The organism is Roseimicrobium sp. ORNL1, assembly GCF_011044495.1.
Taxonomy (GTDB): Bacteria; Verrucomicrobiota; Verrucomicrobiia; order Verrucomicrobiales; family Verrucomicrobiaceae; genus Roseimicrobium.
In genome coordinates this window covers 2,825,351-2,842,988 of record NZ_CP049143.1, presented here as the reverse complement: position 1 = coordinate 2,842,988, position 17,638 = coordinate 2,825,351, and the positions used below count along the sequence as shown (strand labels likewise).

Below are 17,638 nucleotides of genomic sequence, written 5' to 3'. Positions count from 1 at the left end.
TTCTTGAGTTTTTTGCGTCTTTTTGCGGCTAACCTCATCTGTCCAGCACTCCGCTGTCGTGGTTCACTACGCCATCGCTTCGATTTGCTGACAGTCGGCGGGTTGGAAAACCCACCGGACGCTGTCCGGGTCAGGAGACCCGACTTCCTGAGTGCAGACAATGCGTGATGTGATGAGCGAGTGGAACGAGGCGGGCTGGAAAGCCCTCGCTCCTTTTCTTCCGAGGCATCACTTCATGGATTCATTCATCCAATCCTTTGCTGCTTCGCTGCTTTTGCGTTTCAACAATCACCTCGCCTACTCGTACTTGCACTGCGCAGTCGCGTTGCAGTCCTTGGAGACGGTGACGCGGAGCCAGCGGGCGTAGAGGTACTCATCGAAGGTGTAGTCCACGGTCTTCCCCGCGGGCACTTCGGCGGTGTGGATGGGGAACCAGAGGCCTTCGCCGGTGGGGTCGACTTGCACTTCCATCTTCACGCTCTCGCTCGCGTCGTGAGAGAGGGAGATGCTGCGCTTGTCATAACCAGCGAGGAGGTAGGCATCGGAAGGTTCACCGGCTTTCGCTACGGAGTTTTTCCAAGGACCACCGTAGCCCACAGGCTTGCCGAGGGACCAGAGGTCATCAATGGCGCCCGCCCACACGGCAGCCTTGCCGTCATCGCTGCGGATGATGTGCGGGTTGTTAGCCGGAGCATCTGCCTTCACGCCGGTGAGGATGAGCAGGCCGCGATAGGAGCAGTAGTCCATGATGCGCAGTTTGTGCGAAGACACGGGACGCACCTTGGCGAAGCCGTCGGCATTCTCCGCGGGCAGTTCGTAGAAAGTACCGCTCACATGCAAGAGGTCGCGCTCCGTGGCGACTTCGCGGGCGATGCGTACGAGACCGGCATTCGTGATGGCATCATAACCCGCATCGGTGCGCGGGAGACGCCAGCGACGATTGCGGTCATCGGTGATGAGCACCGAGGCGTCATCAAGGGTGATGACGTTGCGCGGAATGGCGGCGTGCTGCTTCACATAGTCCATGGCCTTCGCATCTTCCACGCGCTTGAGCTTCAGCTCGGCGTCGAGTTCGTAGTAGCCGGTGTCTTCCACCTTCTCGCCGGTCACGTTCATGGCGGCGAGGTGCATGGTGCGCTTGTCCTCGCCACGGGCGCGGACGAGGCCGGCCATGTGAGTGCCTTCTTCCAGAGAAGCGAGGCCGGCGAAGATGTGGTCCACATCACCCCTGCGGCGGGGACCATTGTCCAGAGTGAAGATGGCGGTGGCATTGGAGCAATCCACATCCGACTTCACACGAATCCAAGTACTGGGGGCCTTGCTGGGGAACCGCTTCCATTTCGATTCACCTGCGGCCAGCTCGACTTTCGAACCTTCCATCCACTTGCCATTCCCCTCGTTGTCCATCTCGAAGGTGAATGTCGCCGGCGCGGTCCCGTCATTGCGGAGAAACACTCCGTGCCTGACCCAGCCCCGGAAGAGCATGGGGTCGGAAGGTTCACCAGCCTTCACTGCATCCTTCATCCACACGGCACCCGTGGCCGCGGCAGGTCCGAGGTTGTCGGGTGTCTTAGGAGACGTGAACCACAGGTTCGAGTGCGACTGGCCGGGGCCGGCGATCTCGCCTTTCACCTTGCGCTTGTTCAGGAACTCAGACTTCGCGCTGTCATCGCAGCCGAAGACGAGTTGATCATTCCAGCGCGTGAAGTCGCCGATGACCTTCAGATACGCGGAGCGCGGACGAATGCCGGCGCTGTTCGCCACGGAGAAAGTCTTGGGGAAACTCCAGAACATGCCGTGCATGGTCATGAGCAGTTCGGGCTTCTCCGGCGTGCCGATGTCGCGGATGCGCGGCCATTCGGTATTCCAACCATGCGCACCATCGTAGCTGTGGCTGGCCTTGGGCAGGCGGTAGGTGTGCCACTTGCCGCCATCCATCACCATGAGGATGAGTGAGCGGTGATCCCAGCCGATGCTCCACACGGGGTCGGTCTCGGGATTCGCATTGCCATAGATGCCGCCGGGGCCGGTGACTTCGGTGAATTGATTGCGGCACACGACGGTCCACTGGTCCGCCTTGCCATCCCACTCGGCGAGCACGCCGGAGGGTACGCGAGGGTCCTTCAGCGCTTCCTTCGCGTGGTCGCCGTTGTTGGCATAGATGAGCCTGCCGTGGCCGCTGTAGAGTCCCTTGCCGTGGTAGCCGGGGAGGTCGGCGTGGCGTCCGTTCTTCACCTGCTCGTCAGTCCAGAGTTCCTTCGGCTCGAGTGTTTTCACATCCACCTCATAGATGCCCTCTTCCATCGTGGCGTAGTAGATCTTGTTCGCCGGGTCGGTGAGGTGGCGGGCATTGCCGGTGAGGCGGCCATACATCTGCTTCGGCGTGATGACGCGCACGCCGCCTTTTTCATCGATGACATAGGGCCCGATGAAGAGCTGGCTCGACTCGCGATGGATCATGCGGTTCGCCGGCGTGCCGCCGATGCTCTCCGGGCGCACCGTTTGCTTCAGCTCCGGGGAGATTTCGTACAGCTTGTCCGAGGAGCCGGTGGGTTTGTGCGGAGCATACGTGATGACCCAGAGCTTCCCCGCCCAGGGCACCACCGCGCCGGTGCCGCACTCGCCTTCGTTGTTGTACATGGCGAGGCCGGGATAGATGCCGCTGAGCTGGACGGGACCAGACGCGGGCTCGGCAGCGTGGGCTGTAGTAGATGCGAATAGGCCAAGGGCCAGGAGAGCTCTGAGGAAGGGCTTCATGCGACACCATGAGTCTGGATCTTGGGCGATTGGACAAGGAAAATGTGAATGGGGGGTAGAGGGGTTCCCAACAAGAAAGGAGACTCGCTCGACAGATCTAGATGCTGTGACGCGCAGCGTCCCTGGACTGCGCGCAGCCCTGCTGCCGCTTTCCAGAGTCCACAGCCTGCTGTGGCGATGGTGACACGCGCTCGCAAGGTGACGTGTCCACAGAAGTTTGGCGACTTCGTCGCGGTAGAACGTGCAGCAGGCTGCACTTCAGGAAAGCGGCAGCAGGGCTGCGCGCAGTCCAAGGCCTTCGGCACCGCTTCCATATCGTTCCCTTACGTTCATGTGCATGGCTGGCAGCTTCTTCTGCGTCAGTGCGGCAAGCAACCCAACGGCCAGGAAAGGCCACGCTCCTTACCACCTCCGCTCCCCACTTGGTCCTAGTGCGCTCGTGTTCTCGGTCTCTGTGTTGAATCCCTTGATCCACCACGTCCCCTCTTTTCAGTGATCAGCACGTCCCCGCTCCAGCGTTTTTTCTCCCCCTCACCCGCTCACCATGCTCCGTTTCTCGCTCATCACTCCCCTCGCCTGTTTAGCTCTACCTCTCGCGGTCCTCGCCGTGGATGACAAACCCACCGGGTCGCCGGACAGTGCGGGAGGGTTGCAGCCGTTTGACCGAAAAGCGGAGCCGGGCATTGCGCCGGCGTCGCAGGAAGGGACGCAGGTGCTGAAGCAATTGGGACTGCCAGCGGGAATGAAGGCGGACCTGTGGGCGGCGGAGCCGGAGCTGGCGAATCCGGTGGCACTGAGTGTGGATGAAAAGGGGCGTGTCTTCGTGGCGGAGACGCATCAACTGGGGTCCAGCGTGCTGGATATCCGGAACTACATGTTCATGCTGGAGGATGACCTCGCCTGCCGCACGGTGGAGGATCGCATCGCCATGTGTAAGAAACACTTCGGCGAGAAGTTTGCGGACCTGGAGAAGGAGGAGGACTTCATCCGGCTCATGGAAGACCGCGACCACGATGGCAAGGCGGACTTCGCCAGTCTGTATGCGCGTGGGTTCAACCATGCGGAGGATGGCATCCCTGCGGGCGTGCTCGCGCGGCAAGGCACGGTGTGGGCCACGATCATTCCGAACCTGTGGCGCTTCGATGGGACGAATGACAAGGGCGAGGCGGTGACGAAGAAGTCGCTGAGCTATGGCTACGGCGTGCGCTTCGGCTACACGGGGCATGACATGCACGGCCTCATCCTCGGGCCGGATGGACGCTTGTATTTCAGCATCGGAGACCGCGCAGCGAATGTGCAACTGCCGGACGGACGCCGCATCGAGAATGTGGACAGCGGTGCGGTCTTCCGCTGTGAACAGGATGGCAGCAAGCTGGAGATCATCCACTGGGGCCTGCGCAATCCGCAGGAGCTGGCCTTCGATGACCACGGGAATCTCTTCACGGGAGACAATGACTTCGACTACGGGGATACAGAGCGGCTCGTATATGTGGTGGAGGGCGGCGACAGCGGCTGGCGTGTGGGGTATCAACACCCGCCCATGGGCAAGGAGCGCGTGCCGTGGAAGTCGGAGCAGATCTGGATGTCCTTCAAGAGCAGCCAGGAGAAATACAACGGCGTGCCGAATCCGAAGGTGAATGAAGACCTCGGCGTGCGACCGGCGGCGTACCTGCCTCCGGTCTCGAACATTGGCGATGGTCCCAGCGGCCTGCTCTTTGACACGGGCACGGGAATTTCGCCGCAGTTCCGCCAGCACTTCCTGCTGTGCCACAGCAAGGGCAGCTATGCGAAGAGCGAGATCCGCGCCTTCACCCTGAAGGAGGATGGTGCGAGCTTCGAACTGGGCGAGACGAAGCCCTTCCTGCAATTCATCCACAGCCCGGACCTCGACCTCGCGCCGGATGGTTCTGTCTATGTGCTGGACTGGGCGGAGACGATGAGCAAGACCGCGAAGGGCCGCATCTTCCGCGTGTATGACCCTTCCGTGCTCGCAGACCCGCTCACGCTGGAGACGAAGAAGTATCTGGAGGAAGGGATGCACCGCCGTTCTTTGTCGGAGCTGGTGAAGCTGCTGGCGCATGCGGATCGCCGTGTGCGCATGGAGGCGGAGTTCGCATTGGCGTGGGCGGGCCCCGGAGGAATCGGGTCGCTGGAGAGGGCGGCGGCGGACCGTGCGCTCTCGCCGGATGCGCGGCTGGCCCGGCTGGGGAGGCTGCATGCAATTTGGGGGTTGGGTATTCTGGGTCGCAAGAATTCCGAGGTCTGTAGAAGCCTCCCTGCCCTGCTGAAGGATGCGGACAGCGAAGTGCGCGCCCAGGTGGCTAAGGTGCTGGGGGATGTGCGGTATGGGGATGCGGCGGGAGCGCTCACGATACGACTACAAGATGATACACCACGCGTGCAGTACTTTGCCGCGCAGGCGCTGGGCAAGCTGAAGGCGAAGCAGGCGGTGACGGGGATCATCGAGCTCATCAAGCAGAACAACAACAAAGATGCCTACCTGCGGCATGCGTGTGTGATGGCGCTGTATGGTATATGCGTGAAGCGTGAGGGATTCCAGCCGTCGTCGAAGCAGTTAGCGGAGAGTGCATTTGATGCGGATATGATGGGGATCTTGAATACCGGGATCAAATCATCGAACGAGCCAGGTGTAGGTCTCGCCATGACGTTGGTTGCACGTCGACTCCATGAAGAGATAGGGACACTCATGGTGGCAGGGATCTACAACGACAGTTTTGATAAAGATGCCCACAAGGCGGTGCGACTGGAAACAGCCCGAGCGATCACTGAGGATCGCGCTTGGGACCGATTGAACCTGTTCGAGCAGGCGCAACACGGCGTCGGCATGTATGAGCCCATCATCGACACGCTTACAACCCGCACCTTGTACTCGTGGTTCCTTTTGAGAAATCGCGATGGCATCGAGGAAACTGGCGAGGCTGCGCAATCAAAGAGGGCGGGTTGGCTGGCGTCAGTGGCCACCTACAAGGCTGACCGCCCCGAGGCCAACCAGAACCGCCTGGACGCCCTGACCTATCTCGGTGAATGGGCAACACCACAGACACGGAATCGTTTCACCGGCCTCTCCTTCACCTTCCCCTGGAAACCCAGACCACCCGACGGGGCCACCAACGCACTCAAGGAAGACTGGGACGGGATCATGCATCCCCAACAGGCGTCAGAAGTCCGCGTCGCCGCCATCGCTGCGGTGCGGAAGCTCAAGGCAGATAGCTTTGCTCCCAAGATGGCAGCCATCGTGAAGGACAACACTCAGCCTGCAGAGTTGCGTCTGGCCGCACTGGAAGCGCTGGGTGACTGGCAGAACGTGGCGGCGCTGAATGAAGCCATCACCGCGGCGCAGGAGAGTGGAGATGCGTCGCTGCGTCGCGCCACGCTGCAGCTGCTGCCGAAGGTGGATGCGGAGCGCGCGGTGACGGTTCTTGAATCCACTCTGAATGGCGATGATACGGCGGCGAAACGCGAGGCGATGGTGGTGCTGGGCACGTTGCCGGCGGGGAGGGCGGATGCCTTGATTGCAGAGCAGGTGGACAAGCTCATTGCCGGCAAGGTGAAGCCAACAGGGATGCTGGAGGTCATCGAAACGGCGAAGCGTCGTGAGAATGGCGAGGTGAAGGCGAAGCTGCAGCAGTACCTGCAGTCGCTGCCGCAGACACGCAGCGCGGCGGCGTTCCCTTATCTGCTCGCCGGTGGCGACACGAGCGCGGGGAAGAAAATCTTCTTCGAGCACACGGCGGCGCAGTGCATGCGGTGCCACAAGGTTGGCAACAAGGGCAGCGAGGTGGGACCGGCGCTGGATGGCGTGAGCACGAAGCATCCGCGTGAGTACCTGCTGGAGGCGGTGCTGTTCCCTAACAACAACATCGCGCCGGGATTCGAGATGACCATGGTCACGACGAAGGATGGGAAGAGCTACGGTGGCATGGTGCGCAAGGAGACGGACACCGAAATTCAGCTCAGTGCCCCCGTGCCGAACGCGCCGGTGGACACCGTGAAGAAGGCAGATATCCAGACGCGCTCCCCGGGCATCTCGGCGATGCCGGAGATCATGCAGCAGGTGCTGACGCAGCGGGAGCTGAGGGATCTGGTGGCGTTCTTGGCGTCGCTGAAGTAGGCGGGTGGTACGCGTTGGCATTGCAACACGGAGACAAGGGCAACATACGCGACAGATCCAGATGCTGTGACGCGCAGCGTCCCTGGACTGCGCGCAGCCCTGCTGCCGCTTTCCAGAGTCCGCAGCCTGCTGTGGCGATGGTGACACTCGCTTGTAGGGTGATGTGCCCAAAAAGCTTGGCGACTTCGTCGCGGTGTAGCGTGCAGCAGGCTGCACTTGAGGAAAGCGGCAGCAGGGCTGCACGCAGTCCAGGGCCTTCGGCACGGCTTCTATATCCCGCCCTTACGTTCATGTGCACTGTGAGTCCTTCTTAAAAAGACTCCTCGTCTCTGTGTTGAATCCCTCGATCCAGAAAAGAACATCCGACAGATTTTGCCATTGCGCCCGGTGGCAAAAAACTCAACATGGGTCCGCTCCCGCACGCACACAGGCAGGCCATCCCACGTCTACCCCGCCTGTCTTGATTCCGGCACACGCTGCTATTCCTCTCTCCCATGGCTTCCTCTTCCTCAGCAACTCCCACTCCCGCTTACGCTCTCGGCATCGACTATGGCACGAACTCGTGCCGCTCGCTTTTGGTAGACCTCCAGGACGGCCGGGAGGTGGGGTCGACGGTGTTCAACTATCCCTCGGGTGACCTCGGGGTGCTGACGGATCCGCGGGACCCGAATGTGGCGAGGCAGAATCCGCAGGACTATCTGGATGGCCTGGAGGCCGTGGTGCACGGGGCGCTGGAGCAGGCGCGCAAGGGTGTACCGGGATTCGACGCGGCGCAGATCGTGGGCATTGGCATCGATACGACGGGCAGCACGCCCATCCCGGTGAACAAGGAGGGCACGCCGCTGGGATTGTTGCCGGAGTTTAAGGGCAACCTCAATGCGATGGTGTGGCTGTGGAAGGACCACACGGCGCATGCAGAGGCGGCGGAGATCACGAAGCTGGGCAATGAAATCCGCCCGCAGATCATGGCGAAGTGCGGGGGCATCTACTCCTCCGAATGGTACTGGAGCAAGATCCTGCGCCTGCGCCGGCATGATCCGAAGGTCTTCGAGGCGGCGTACAGCTTCGTGGAGCATTGCGACTGGCTGCCTGCCGTGCTGGCGGGCGATACGAATCCGCTCACGCTGAAACGCAGCGTGTGCGCCGCAGGGCACAAGGCCATGTTCAGCACGCAGTGGGGCGGCCTGCCGGACAAGGAGTTCCTTGCGAAGCTGGACCCGGCGCTCGCGGACCTGCGCGACCGTCTCTACAGCGAGGCGCACGTGGCAGACACGAAGGCGGGCAATCTCTGCGCGGCATGGGCGCAGCGTCTTGGCCTGAAGGAGGGCATCGCGATTGCGGTGGGCGCGTTCGATGCGCACATGGGCGCGGTGGGTGCGGGCATCAAGGAGGGCACCATTGTGAAGATTCTCGGCACGAGCACGTGCGACCTGATGATTGCGCCGGACAGTAAGCCGCTGGCGGACATCCCGGGCGTGTGCGGCATCGTGAATGGCTCCGTAGTCGGCGGGCACTTCGGCATCGAGGCCGGACAGAGCGCCGTGGGTGACATCTTCCTGTGGTTCGTGAACAACCTGGTGCCGGACAGCTACGGCGCGACGCCGGGTGACAAATTCGTCAAGATGGAGGCCGCCATGGCCGGGCAGAAGCCGGGCGCATCAGGGTTGCTGGCGCTGGACTGGAACAACGGGAACCGCACCATCCTGGTGGACCATCGCCTCACGGGCCTGCTGCTGGGGCAGACGCTCCACACGAAGGCGCATGAAGTGTACCGCGCCTACATCGAAGCGACGGCCTTTGGCGCGTTGACCATCATCAACCGTATCGAGGAGTACGGTGTACCCGTACTGGAGGTAGTGAACACCGGCGGGCTGAGCATCAAGAACGCCACGCTGATGCAGATCTACGCGGACATCCTGGGCCGCCCCATGAAGGTGAGCCGCAGTGAGCAGACCTGCGCGCTGGGTGCAGCCATCTGCGGCGCGGCGGCGGCGGGCGCGGGCACGGTGGCGGACCTTCAGGCGAGGGTAACAGCCACTAGAGAAAAGGTTTACCACCCAATTTTGGAAAACCAGATTGTGTACGCGGAGTTGTATTCGTTGTATCGTACTCTTCATGACGCCTTTGGCACTGCGACGTGGCAGGGCGGGCTGCATGAGGTGATGAAACGACTTTTGGAGATTCGCGGAAGACAACGATGAGCAAATTGCTGGAAGCACTGAAGAAAGATGTTTGTGAGGCCAACCGCGCGCTGGAGACCTCCGGGCTGGTGAAGCTGACCTGGGGGAATGTGAGCGGCGTGGATCGGTTGCAGGGATTGTGGTGCATCAAGCCGAGCGGTGTGGCGTATGCGGACCTGAAACCCGAGGACATGGTGGTACTGGACATGGAAGGCCGGGTGACCGACCACGGCAGCAAGCTGCGCCCCTCTTCCGACACGAAGACGCACCTGCATCTCTACCGCGAGTTCATCCACATCGGCGGCATCACGCACACGCACTCGCCGTATGCCACCATGTTCGCCCAGGCTTCGCGTGAGCTGCCATGCTTTGGCACCACGCATGCCGATCATTTTTATGGCGCGGTGCCGGTGGCGCGCGCGCTGACGGCTGAGGAGGTGGAGGATGACTACGAACACCACACCGGCGTGGCGATTGTGGAGCGTTTCTGGGAGCTGGGCCTCGACCCCCTGGAGATGCCCGCCGTGCTGCAGGCGCATCACGCACCTTTCACCTGGGGCAAGAATGCCGCGGACTCCCTGAAGAACAGCATCGCCCTGGAGATGTGCGCGCAGATGGCACTGGGCTCCATGACGCTGCATCCCGGACTGGGGAAAATTCCCCAGCATATCCTGGAGAAGCACCACCAGAGAAAGCACGGCCCTGGGGCGTACTACGGGCAGAGGAAGAATTAGCGAGTGGCGCGAACCGTCGTGGGAATCCACGTCAGGTGCGTGTGGATACCGCGGAGCCGGTAAGCGGTAAGCGGTAAGCGGTAGGACGGTGGAACGTCCTACCTGCTCGGAGGGCGCTTGGTGGGTGAAAGCTGAAAACTTGAGGCCGCAGCCATCATGCGACCGAGCATCTTGCCTATCGATTTGGCGCGATTGATTAGATCCTGACAGGTTCCGCGAGAGATATACCCGCACGCATAGGCAGTCCGCAGCCAGTGAATGGTTTCCTGCGTTTCAGCGTCGGCGTCGGTCAACTTGCTTGAGAAGTGTGCCTCGTAGCGATGTTGGCGCCAATGGACCTGCTGCTTCGTCTGACTTGGTCCGTCAGTGCATACATCTCCTCCTTTGACCAGGCCTTGGTGGCTTTGAATATGTCTTGCTGGAGGTCAAATGCCGCCTTGTACACCTCCAGATCAGTGAACCTCTCGGCGAGGCGCTTTGCAGAAGTGGAATTGCTTGGTTTCATGCTCGCAAACCTGTCACCGACGCAGCACTCCCCAGACTCAGTTCCACCGTCCTACCGCTCACCGCTTACCGTCGCACCGGTTAGTCCCACTGTGAGTTCTTCGTGCCTGCATACGTAAACGCGAGGCCGACGAGGACATGGAGGGCGAGGACGAAGACGGCGGTGGTCCAGTGTTCGATGTTGGTGGTGGTGACGGCTCTCACCGCATCGTAGAAGTCGGTGCTCTTCATGGAGCTCAGGCTGCCAGCCCAGCTCCAGTAGGCAGCGATGAAGAACTGCGAAATAGGCGCGATGGCCTTGGGCAGGGCGAGCAGGGCACCGCTGAGGGGAAGCTGGAAGCCGACGAGGTAGATGGAGAGGATGGTCGCCTTCTCCGGCGAGCGCATCATGGCAGAGATGCCCAGGCAGATGGAGGTCATGGCGGCAGAGGCCATCACGAGCATGAGGAGCTTGACGAGTAGATCGCCCGGGATGCCGCTGCACACCACCTCCACAAAGAGGCCCATCCATAAGGCCTGCACGAGCACGAAGGTGCCGAGGAAGAGAATCTTGCTGAGCACATAGCTGGTGGCCCGCAATCCACCGAGACGCTCACGCTCCAGGATGTCGCGCTCGCCGGCGATTTCACGTGCAGCGTTATTGGAGGCCATGAGGGTGACCAGCACCACCTGCATGAGGATGAGTCCGGAGACGACCCCGCCCGCCTGGATCTGGCTCGCTTTGAACAGCGCCTCCTCCGTCTTATTCAGCACCACATTGGAATCCTGCCGCACGGAGAGCTTGCGCACCTGCGGGATGGGCTCCAGGCCGAAGATGACCACGAGCAGCGGGAATCCCAGGATCATGGCCACCTGAAGCCAGAGCTGGGTCTTGTCTCTCCAGAAAATGGTCCAGCGCCGGCGCAGCAGTTCACGCGTCTGGGCAAAGATGCCGGGCAGGCGGTGGTCATCCGAGATCTCCGGGAGGTGCTGTTCCTCGCCGCTTTCCTTGGGAAGCTCACCGCGCGCCTTCGCCTTTTCACGCTGCTTCTTCTCGTGGCGCTTCTTGTACTTGGACCAGTCGTCGCCCTCATCCTCCTCTTCCTTTTCAAGAGTGGCCTTTTCGTCGGCCTTGCCGTCATCCGGGAAGGAAGCAGCGGAGGGAAGCTTGATGCGGTCCGGCTCGCGGTCACCCGCAGGCTTCAGATCGCCGGTGCCGGATTCCTTGTGCTTACCGTTGCCGTTGCCGCTGCCCTTGGTCTCGTCCTTCTTCGGAGCGAGGCCATAGGTAGCGTAATAGGCATCGCGATGGCGGCTCCAGGATTCCGACCAGCGCTCCGAGCTGCGGCGCCCGAGCTTCGGATAGATCTCCTCCGCCTGCTCCACGCTGAAGTAGTGGGACAGCGCGCGCGGTGGACCATGATACACCACACGGCCCTCGTGCAGCACCAAGATGGTATCGAAGAGGGAGAGATTGCTCAGGCTGTGGGTGACATTGATGACGATGCGGCGCGGATTATTCTGCGCGAGGTCATGCAGGAGCTGCGTGATCTCCCGTTCGCTCTTCGGGTCGAGTCCGCTGGTCACCTCATCGCAGAGGAGCAGCGTGGGATTGGTCACCAGCTCCATCGCGAGACCCAGGCGGCGGCGCTGGCCACCGGAGAGCACCTTCACCTGGCGGTCGGCCAGGGTCGAGAGGCCGGTCTGTTGCAGCGTGGTCTCCACCAGCGCCCAGGCACTCTCGTCATCCGGCTGGCAGGTGCGCAGCGCCACGGCACTGGCCACGCACTCCTCCACGGTGAGCAAATCATGCGCAATGCTGAACTGCGGCACGTACCCCAGCTCGGAGGGGTGCAGGTCCTTTTCATCCTCCACATTGCGACCCTCCCAGTGGATCTCACCCTGGTCGTGGTGCTTCAGGCCCGCGACGGTCTTCAGCAGCGTGGTCTTCCCGCAGCCGGACGGTCCCACGATGGCCAGCAGGTGCCCCGGCGGGATGCTGAAGGTGATGTCATCCAGGAGCGGATGGGCTTCGCCGTCACGGTCCAGGCTGAGCGAGATGTTCTTGAGTTCGAGCATGCGAGGTGAACGGTTGGGAGTGGCCGCCAGCTAAGCGGAATTTGTTGGTCTGGCCAGAAAAACTTGCGTATCGTGAGTATCATCGGGACCGGCTACGACATGAAACAACGGAAAAAGAAATCCAATCCCCTCCTGCGCATCCTGCTGTGGGTCATGCTACTCGCCGTGCTGGTGGTGGGAGGCGCAGGTGTGTATGGCTACGTGTGGATCCGGCAGTACATCAAGAGCCCGGCCTTCCAGAAGATGATGGCGCAGCAGCTCGGGAACGCGATGAAGGGCGAGGCCACGCTGGACTCGCTGAACTGGTCCGGGCCCAATGTATTTATCTCCCGCGCCGGCGTCACGCCGAGGGGCACGCAGGGCTGGAAGCTCATCGAGGGTGAAGGCGTGCAGGCCTCCCTGGATTTCGATGCGGCACGCCGCGGTGTGTGGCGCGTAACGCGCATCACCATGGACCAGCTTCGCATGGACCTGCGCAGCGTGGCGGAGATCCCGCAGGAGCTGCCTCCCGGCACCGAGCTGGACACGGCCCCACCCTCCATGCCCGGCTGGCTGAAGCGCTGGCTGCCCACGCGCACGCAGATCGATGAAGTGCAGGTGGATCGCTTTTCTCTGGTGCCTCCTCCCAAGACGGATGGCGTGACCGTGAAGGAACTCAAACTCGTGGCCAAGCCTGCCGTGGATGAGGGCGCCTGGCTGCTGCGCGGCGCGGATGGCATTCTGACCCTGCCGGGTGTGCAGGAAAAGTTCGAAGTGACCAGCGCCACCGCACGGCTGGATGCGCGCCTGCTCGCGCTGAATGATGTCGTGGCACGATGGATGGGTGACAGCGAGGTGACGGCGCGCGGGGATTTGCCCTTTGAAAAGGACAAGACCTGGAGCTTCAGCGGCCATCTTTCGAATCTCGACCTGAAGCATGTGCTCGGAGCGGAGTGGCTCTCGAAGGTGAGCGGTGTGCTCGGCGGTGATTATGAAGCCACACCCACCACGCTGAAGGCGAAGTCGCAGGTGAAGAACGGCGTGATCGAGAACATTCCCGTGCTGAACTACGTGGCGGACTTCACGCGCACACAGCGCTTCCGCCGCGTGGTACTGGATCAGGCCACCGCGGAGATCGAGCGCACCGGTGATACCACTTACATTCGCAAGCTCGTGCTGCAATCCAACGGCCTCGTGCGTGTGGAGGGCGATGTCACGTTACAGGGCCGCGCCATCCAGGGCAAGCTCATGGTGGGCGTGCTGCCGGACAGCCTGCGGTGGATTCCCGGTTCCCAGACGAATGTCTTCACCGAGCAGCATGCCGCCGGACCTCCCGGGTTTGTGTGGACGCATGTGAACATCACCGGCACCGTGGACGCCATTCGCGAGGACCTCAGCAATCGCCTGCTCATCGCCATGGGCAAGGCCGCGCTGGATGTGCCGCTGGATCTCGCCGGTCGCAGCCTGGAGATTCTGGGCGATGCCACCGGCACTCCTGTACCCATGACACCCGCTGCCGTGAAGGAAGTCACCACCGAAGTGATCAAGACCGGTACCGAGGTGATCCAGGGAACCGGCGGAGCCGCGGAGAAGACCATGGAAAAAGCGGTCGAGACCGGCGTGGACGTGCTGAAGGGTGTGGTGCCGATTTTTGGGAAGTGAGTCGTCACCATTGTCATCAGAGTCTGACTTCTGGTAAAGTTGAGGGGCCGAATCGCCTCCTTTGATGAAAACCATCCTCTGCAGCATTCCTCTACTCGTCCTGCTGCTCGCCCTGCGCGTGGGTGATGAGGGATGGCTGCTCTTCGTGACCGGCGTGGCTGGATTGGTGGCTTATCGCACTGACTTCGCTGTTGTGCGTGGCCTCGCAGTAGCGGCAGGTCTTGGAATCGTGGTCGCGCACGGCGCGGGGTACAAGCTCTACGGGCGTGCCATTGAGCTGGACAATCTGCCAGTGCTGCATGCGCCCCAGGAGGTGGCTTCATTTGCCATGCCGAATGTGGTCATCACCAAGGACGGTTCTCGTCATGAACTGCGTGGTGTTCAGTTCACGCCCTTCCTCCCGGAGCGTCCCTTTGAGGAACTGCGTGGGATGCTGCTGCGCACCGGAAAGTCGATCCCGCTGCTCATCGAGCCTGATCCTGCCAGCCCGAGTGGATTTGTCGTGCAGAGCCGCCGTGAATACTTTTGTGGCAACACGTTCTTCCCAACCTTCACACCCAGACGTCTGCCCATGTACGCCCGGGATGACTTGGGAGAGCTTCTTTCCTATGGAAGTCTCGCCACGCTGACTGGGGATGGAAATTGAGGAGAGAGTCATGCATTCGCCACGTCATGGACGCGCAAACCACGGACCACTTCATCTCTCTCGCGAAGCTACTGCCCATCTCCGTGCCGTTCTTTGTGTGGGTGACGGGAGTGCTGGCGGCGCTGTGTGTGTTTGGCATCTGCCGTGAGCTTTTCCGTTCGCGGCCGTTTCCCAATCGGGGTGCGCTGGTGTTTCTGGCAATCTCCGCTCTTCCCTTCGCGCTGCTCTGGTTCGGTGCGCGGATGATGCATGAGTCAGTTCGCGACGCGCAGGTGTGGCCGAGCGTGGTCATCTGGTCCGTCGTGCTGGTGGCACTGGTGGTGGGTGTGCTCGCCCTCCAGCGAATCTCTGGATGGAAAGGCGCCTTCGTCGGCGTGTTTGCGCTGCAGTTCTGGCTGGTACTTTCCACCGCGTTTATCGCCGATATATCTGTGTGCGGGGATTACTTCCGGTATTTGCGATAGTCTCCCGCGGCATCGGTATCTTCACCCTGGATGCCCACCGCCTCCGCCCGCGAGATTCGGACGCGCAGGAGCGCATCCCTACCGTCCATTTTTTGGGAGGGGCGCTTTCGGTTCAGGCAAGTGGTACCTCAGGCTCTCCGGGCAATCTTTTAGGTGAGCTCACCATGTGAATGGAGAGCGACTTCGTTCACCCTGCTCTTCGGGGCAAACGTCTCTCCCAAAAGGGGCGGTAGGGATGCGCTCCTGCGCGTCCGTAGATTGTGGGCGGAGGGGGCCGGAGGCGCAGTGTGCCATCGCCTTGCGATACTGCATTTCTTTACATGACAGCCCGCGGCTTTTTGGCAGGATCAACCCCATGCGTGTGGCATCCTTGATTCTCTCCCTGTTGATGGCGACCCAGGCGGCGACGCAGGCGGATGATCTGGATGTGATTGCAGATTATCAAACCACGCCTCAGGCCAGGGGCGAGGCCTATTACCGGCTGATGAAGGAGGACTTCACCACCTATGCACGGAAGCTTTTTACGCTCTGCTCTCCCATGGGAAGGGTCGGCAGCGGCGGCCCTGCCACCAAGGAACCGTGGAATGAGCTGCTGCTTACTGAGGACGATCGCATCAAATACACCCTGGACCAACTCTGGGCGGAGCGCATGTCCGACGAGGACACCCACGCGAAGACCTTGCCAATCATGCTTGAGATGGTGGAGGACGAGTCGCTCGGCTTGAAGAGGCAAATTGCCCTCGCTCATATTCAAGTCTGTCTGAAACGCGCCAAAGGTCCAGTCCCGGGACTGCCTCCGCTGGATGAGTTGTACTCCAGATTGGAGAGGATCGCGCGGGATAAGAAGCAGCCTCTCCACGTCCAGCAAAGTGCGCTCCGGGTCATCCTTGTCAATGCAAAGCCTGATGGCTACCTGGACCTTGCCGCGCAACTGTCGGCGCGCGAGCCTAGAGCCATAGACAAGGCGGCCACTTTCTTCGACCTGACTATCAGGGCGAAGCGAGAAACGTTCAGCGAGGAAGCGAGCAAGAAGTACGTGAGACTTTGCTTCGGCTATCTGCAATCCATGAATGACCACCAGAACGCGGAGAAATTCTATTTTGCCACCAGGATAGGGCAACACCTCGGCATCCGCGAAGTGGAAGACTCACTTGGACCTTTCGCTCCGAATCGGTCCCTGCCGAAGTATCAGAAAGGGGACTACAAGACCAATGGCTACTACCAGGACACCGTGGACAATGCAATGAAGTGGTGGGCGGAACACAAGGGCGAGTATTGAAGCTGCGGTCGGGCGGGACGCCTAATCTCCGTTCGCTGCGACACTCAATGACGTGAAAAATGTCCTGCGCGTCTCTGCCTCCTTTGCGTCGAGGTGTGCCATTCTCCAAACACTCTCATCACTCCTGCACCAACCCGACCAATCCTCTGCGTCCTTTGCCTCTCTGCCTCTTTGCGGTTCACCGGAAACGGCCTCGTGGTGTGATAGACGAAGGCGACGATGCAGGATGTGTTGCTGGTCAGACCGGAGGTCTAACGACCACTGTCAGGCGGGACGCCTAACCTCCTGTTGATTTCTTTGCTGCTTCGTTGCTTTGCGTTTCACCTCTACGCATAGACGCGGCAATTCAACCAGCCGGACAGCGGGGCCGCCCGACTGATTGATCGCCTGGCTGGCCAGTCAGCGGAGACCGGCCAGCTACCAATACCATTTGGCAGGAAAGTTTTTTGTGTCGCGCAGTTGCTAAGCGGTGGTGGCGGGCGCTTCCGCCTCGAGGTTCACGGCGGTCTCGGCGATTTCAGTGAGCTTCTTGTCGGTGGCTTTTTCTTCGTCGAGGGTTTCGCGAAGAATCTTGGCGATCTTCCCCTGCCCCAGCAGTTCGGCGAAGCTGATGGCGCTGCCGTAGCCGGCGATCTCATAATGCTCCACGCGCTGGGCGGCGGAGATGAGGAGGGCATCGGTCACGGCTTCGGGAGCATCTTCTTCGAGCACCTTGGAGCCTTCCTTGAGGAGGCCTTCCATGCCCTTGCACTTCTCTCCGCGGCTGGAGACCTCAAGTTCCTTGAAGATGCTCTCCAGTCGGTTCACATGTTCCTCGGTCTGTTCGAGGTGCTTTTCGAAACCGGCTGCGAGGTCGGGATTGGAAGCGGCCTTAGCCATCTTGGGAAGCGCCTTGGTGAGTTGTTTCTCGGCGCTGTAGAGGTCTCTCAATTCGTGGACGAGGACGTCGTGTAGGTTTTCGAGTTTCATATCGGAGGCAGGTTCGCGATGCTCCTCCGCAGCGGATGCATAGCACTCAAAGGCGCGATTTTTTTCGCATGCACGTGGAGCAATCATGCAGGATGCGGCGTGCATGAGCGGGATGAGTGATGCGGATTGCACGCTGGAGCGCGAAGAGCGGTTTGAGTTAGCCGCAAAAAGACGCAAAAGACTCAAAAGGGTTTCGCGCTGGAAGTGTTCATGCGCATGCGGCCGATTTCCCTGCTTTCGCTCCTGGAAAAAGATGCCCTTCTCTTCTGTGCCT

The 17,638-nt window shown here is 61.1% G+C and carries 10 protein-coding genes and 1 pseudogene; 7 read left to right on the top strand and 4 right to left on the bottom strand.

The genetic code is table 11. The annotated features are described in order from the left end of the window. Nucleotides 1–297: 297 nt before the first annotated feature. The gene (locus tag G5S37_RS11520) at nucleotides 298–2,757 is read right to left on the bottom strand and encodes a hypothetical protein (RefSeq protein WP_165203862.1); all 2,460 of its coding nucleotides are present in this window, start codon (nucleotides 2,755–2,757) and stop codon (nucleotides 298–300) included. Nucleotides 2,758–3,301: 544 nt separating this feature from the next. Between G5S37_RS11520 and G5S37_RS11515 the strand changes: the two genes are divergently transcribed. From G5S37_RS11515 to araD, 3 genes are all read left to right on the top strand, one after another. Next, nucleotides 3,302–6,889, top strand: a complete 3,588-nt coding sequence (locus G5S37_RS11515; RefSeq protein ID WP_165203859.1) for a HEAT repeat domain-containing protein — start codon at nucleotides 3,302–3,304, stop codon at nucleotides 6,887–6,889. Nucleotides 6,890–7,383: 494 nt separating this feature from the next. Beyond that, nucleotides 7,384–9,090, top strand: coding sequence for a ribulokinase (locus G5S37_RS11510; protein WP_165203857.1), 1,707 nt, complete (start codon nucleotides 7,384–7,386; stop codon nucleotides 9,088–9,090). Nucleotides 9,091–9,095: 5 nt separating this feature from the next. Next, nucleotides 9,096–9,803, top strand: coding sequence for an L-ribulose-5-phosphate 4-epimerase AraD (gene araD, locus G5S37_RS11505; RefSeq protein WP_165211511.1), 708 nt, complete (start codon nucleotides 9,096–9,098; stop codon nucleotides 9,801–9,803). Nucleotides 9,804–9,901: 98 nt separating this feature from the next. On the opposite strand, the pseudogene G5S37_RS11500 reads toward araD, so the two are convergent. Then, nucleotides 9,902–10,308: pseudogene (locus tag G5S37_RS11500) on the bottom strand (four helix bundle protein). Between the two features lie 80 nt (nucleotides 10,309–10,388). Continuing rightward, entirely contained in the window at nucleotides 10,389–12,365 is a 1,977-nt protein-coding gene (locus G5S37_RS11495; RefSeq protein ID WP_165203855.1) for an ATP-binding cassette domain-containing protein, read from the bottom strand. Nucleotides 12,366–12,464: 99 nt separating this feature from the next. On the opposite strand from G5S37_RS11495, the gene G5S37_RS11490 reads away from it, so the two are divergent. From G5S37_RS11490 to G5S37_RS11475, 4 genes are all read left to right on the top strand, one after another. After that, nucleotides 12,465–14,006, top strand: coding sequence for a hypothetical protein (locus tag G5S37_RS11490; protein WP_165203853.1), 1,542 nt, complete (start codon nucleotides 12,465–12,467; stop codon nucleotides 14,004–14,006). A 64-nt stretch (nucleotides 14,007–14,070) separates the two neighbouring features. Continuing rightward, nucleotides 14,071–14,652 carry a hypothetical protein gene (locus G5S37_RS11485; RefSeq protein ID WP_165203851.1) on the top strand — a complete coding sequence of 194 codons (582 nt, stop codon included), beginning with the start codon at nucleotides 14,071–14,073 and terminating at the stop codon, nucleotides 14,650–14,652. A 26-nt stretch (nucleotides 14,653–14,678) separates the two neighbouring features. Next, on the top strand, nucleotides 14,679–15,116 hold the full coding sequence (locus G5S37_RS11480; protein ID WP_165203849.1) for a hypothetical protein: 438 nt from the start codon (nucleotides 14,679–14,681) through the stop codon (nucleotides 15,114–15,116). A gap of 355 nt (nucleotides 15,117–15,471) precedes the next feature. Further along, nucleotides 15,472–16,395, top strand: coding sequence for a hypothetical protein (locus G5S37_RS11475; protein WP_165203847.1), 924 nt, complete (start codon nucleotides 15,472–15,474; stop codon nucleotides 16,393–16,395). A gap of 462 nt (nucleotides 16,396–16,857) precedes the next feature. Here the strand turns inward: G5S37_RS11475 and G5S37_RS11470 are convergent, their stop codons facing one another. Next, nucleotides 16,858–17,364 carry a ferritin-like domain-containing protein gene (locus G5S37_RS11470; RefSeq protein ID WP_165203845.1) on the bottom strand — a complete coding sequence of 169 codons (507 nt, stop codon included), beginning with the start codon at nucleotides 17,362–17,364 and terminating at the stop codon, nucleotides 16,858–16,860. Between the last annotated feature and the right edge of the window lie 274 nt (nucleotides 17,365–17,638).

What these genes read in the sequence shown, in the direction of transcription:
- G5S37_RS11470 (WP_165203845.1), bottom strand. Translation starts at nt 17,364, where the DNA reads ATGAAACTCGAAAACCTACACGACGTCCTCGTCCACGAATTGAGAGAC.
- G5S37_RS11515 (WP_165203859.1), top strand. Translation starts at nt 3,302, where the DNA reads ATGCTCCGTTTCTCGCTCATCACTCCCCTCGCCTGTTTAGCTCTACCT.
- G5S37_RS11480 (WP_165203849.1), top strand. Translation starts at nt 14,679, where the DNA reads ATGGACGCGCAAACCACGGACCACTTCATCTCTCTCGCGAAGCTACTG.
- G5S37_RS11510 (WP_165203857.1), top strand. Translation starts at nt 7,384, where the DNA reads ATGGCTTCCTCTTCCTCAGCAACTCCCACTCCCGCTTACGCTCTCGGC.
- G5S37_RS11475 (WP_165203847.1), top strand. Translation starts at nt 15,472, where the DNA reads ATGCGTGTGGCATCCTTGATTCTCTCCCTGTTGATGGCGACCCAGGCG.
- G5S37_RS11495 (WP_165203855.1), bottom strand. Translation starts at nt 12,365, where the DNA reads ATGCTCGAACTCAAGAACATCTCGCTCAGCCTGGACCGTGACGGCGAA.
- G5S37_RS11485 (WP_165203851.1), top strand. Translation starts at nt 14,071, where the DNA reads ATGAAAACCATCCTCTGCAGCATTCCTCTACTCGTCCTGCTGCTCGCC.
- G5S37_RS11490 (WP_165203853.1), top strand. Translation starts at nt 12,465, where the DNA reads ATGAAACAACGGAAAAAGAAATCCAATCCCCTCCTGCGCATCCTGCTG.
- G5S37_RS11520 (WP_165203862.1), bottom strand. Translation starts at nt 2,757, where the DNA reads ATGAAGCCCTTCCTCAGAGCTCTCCTGGCCCTTGGCCTATTCGCATCT.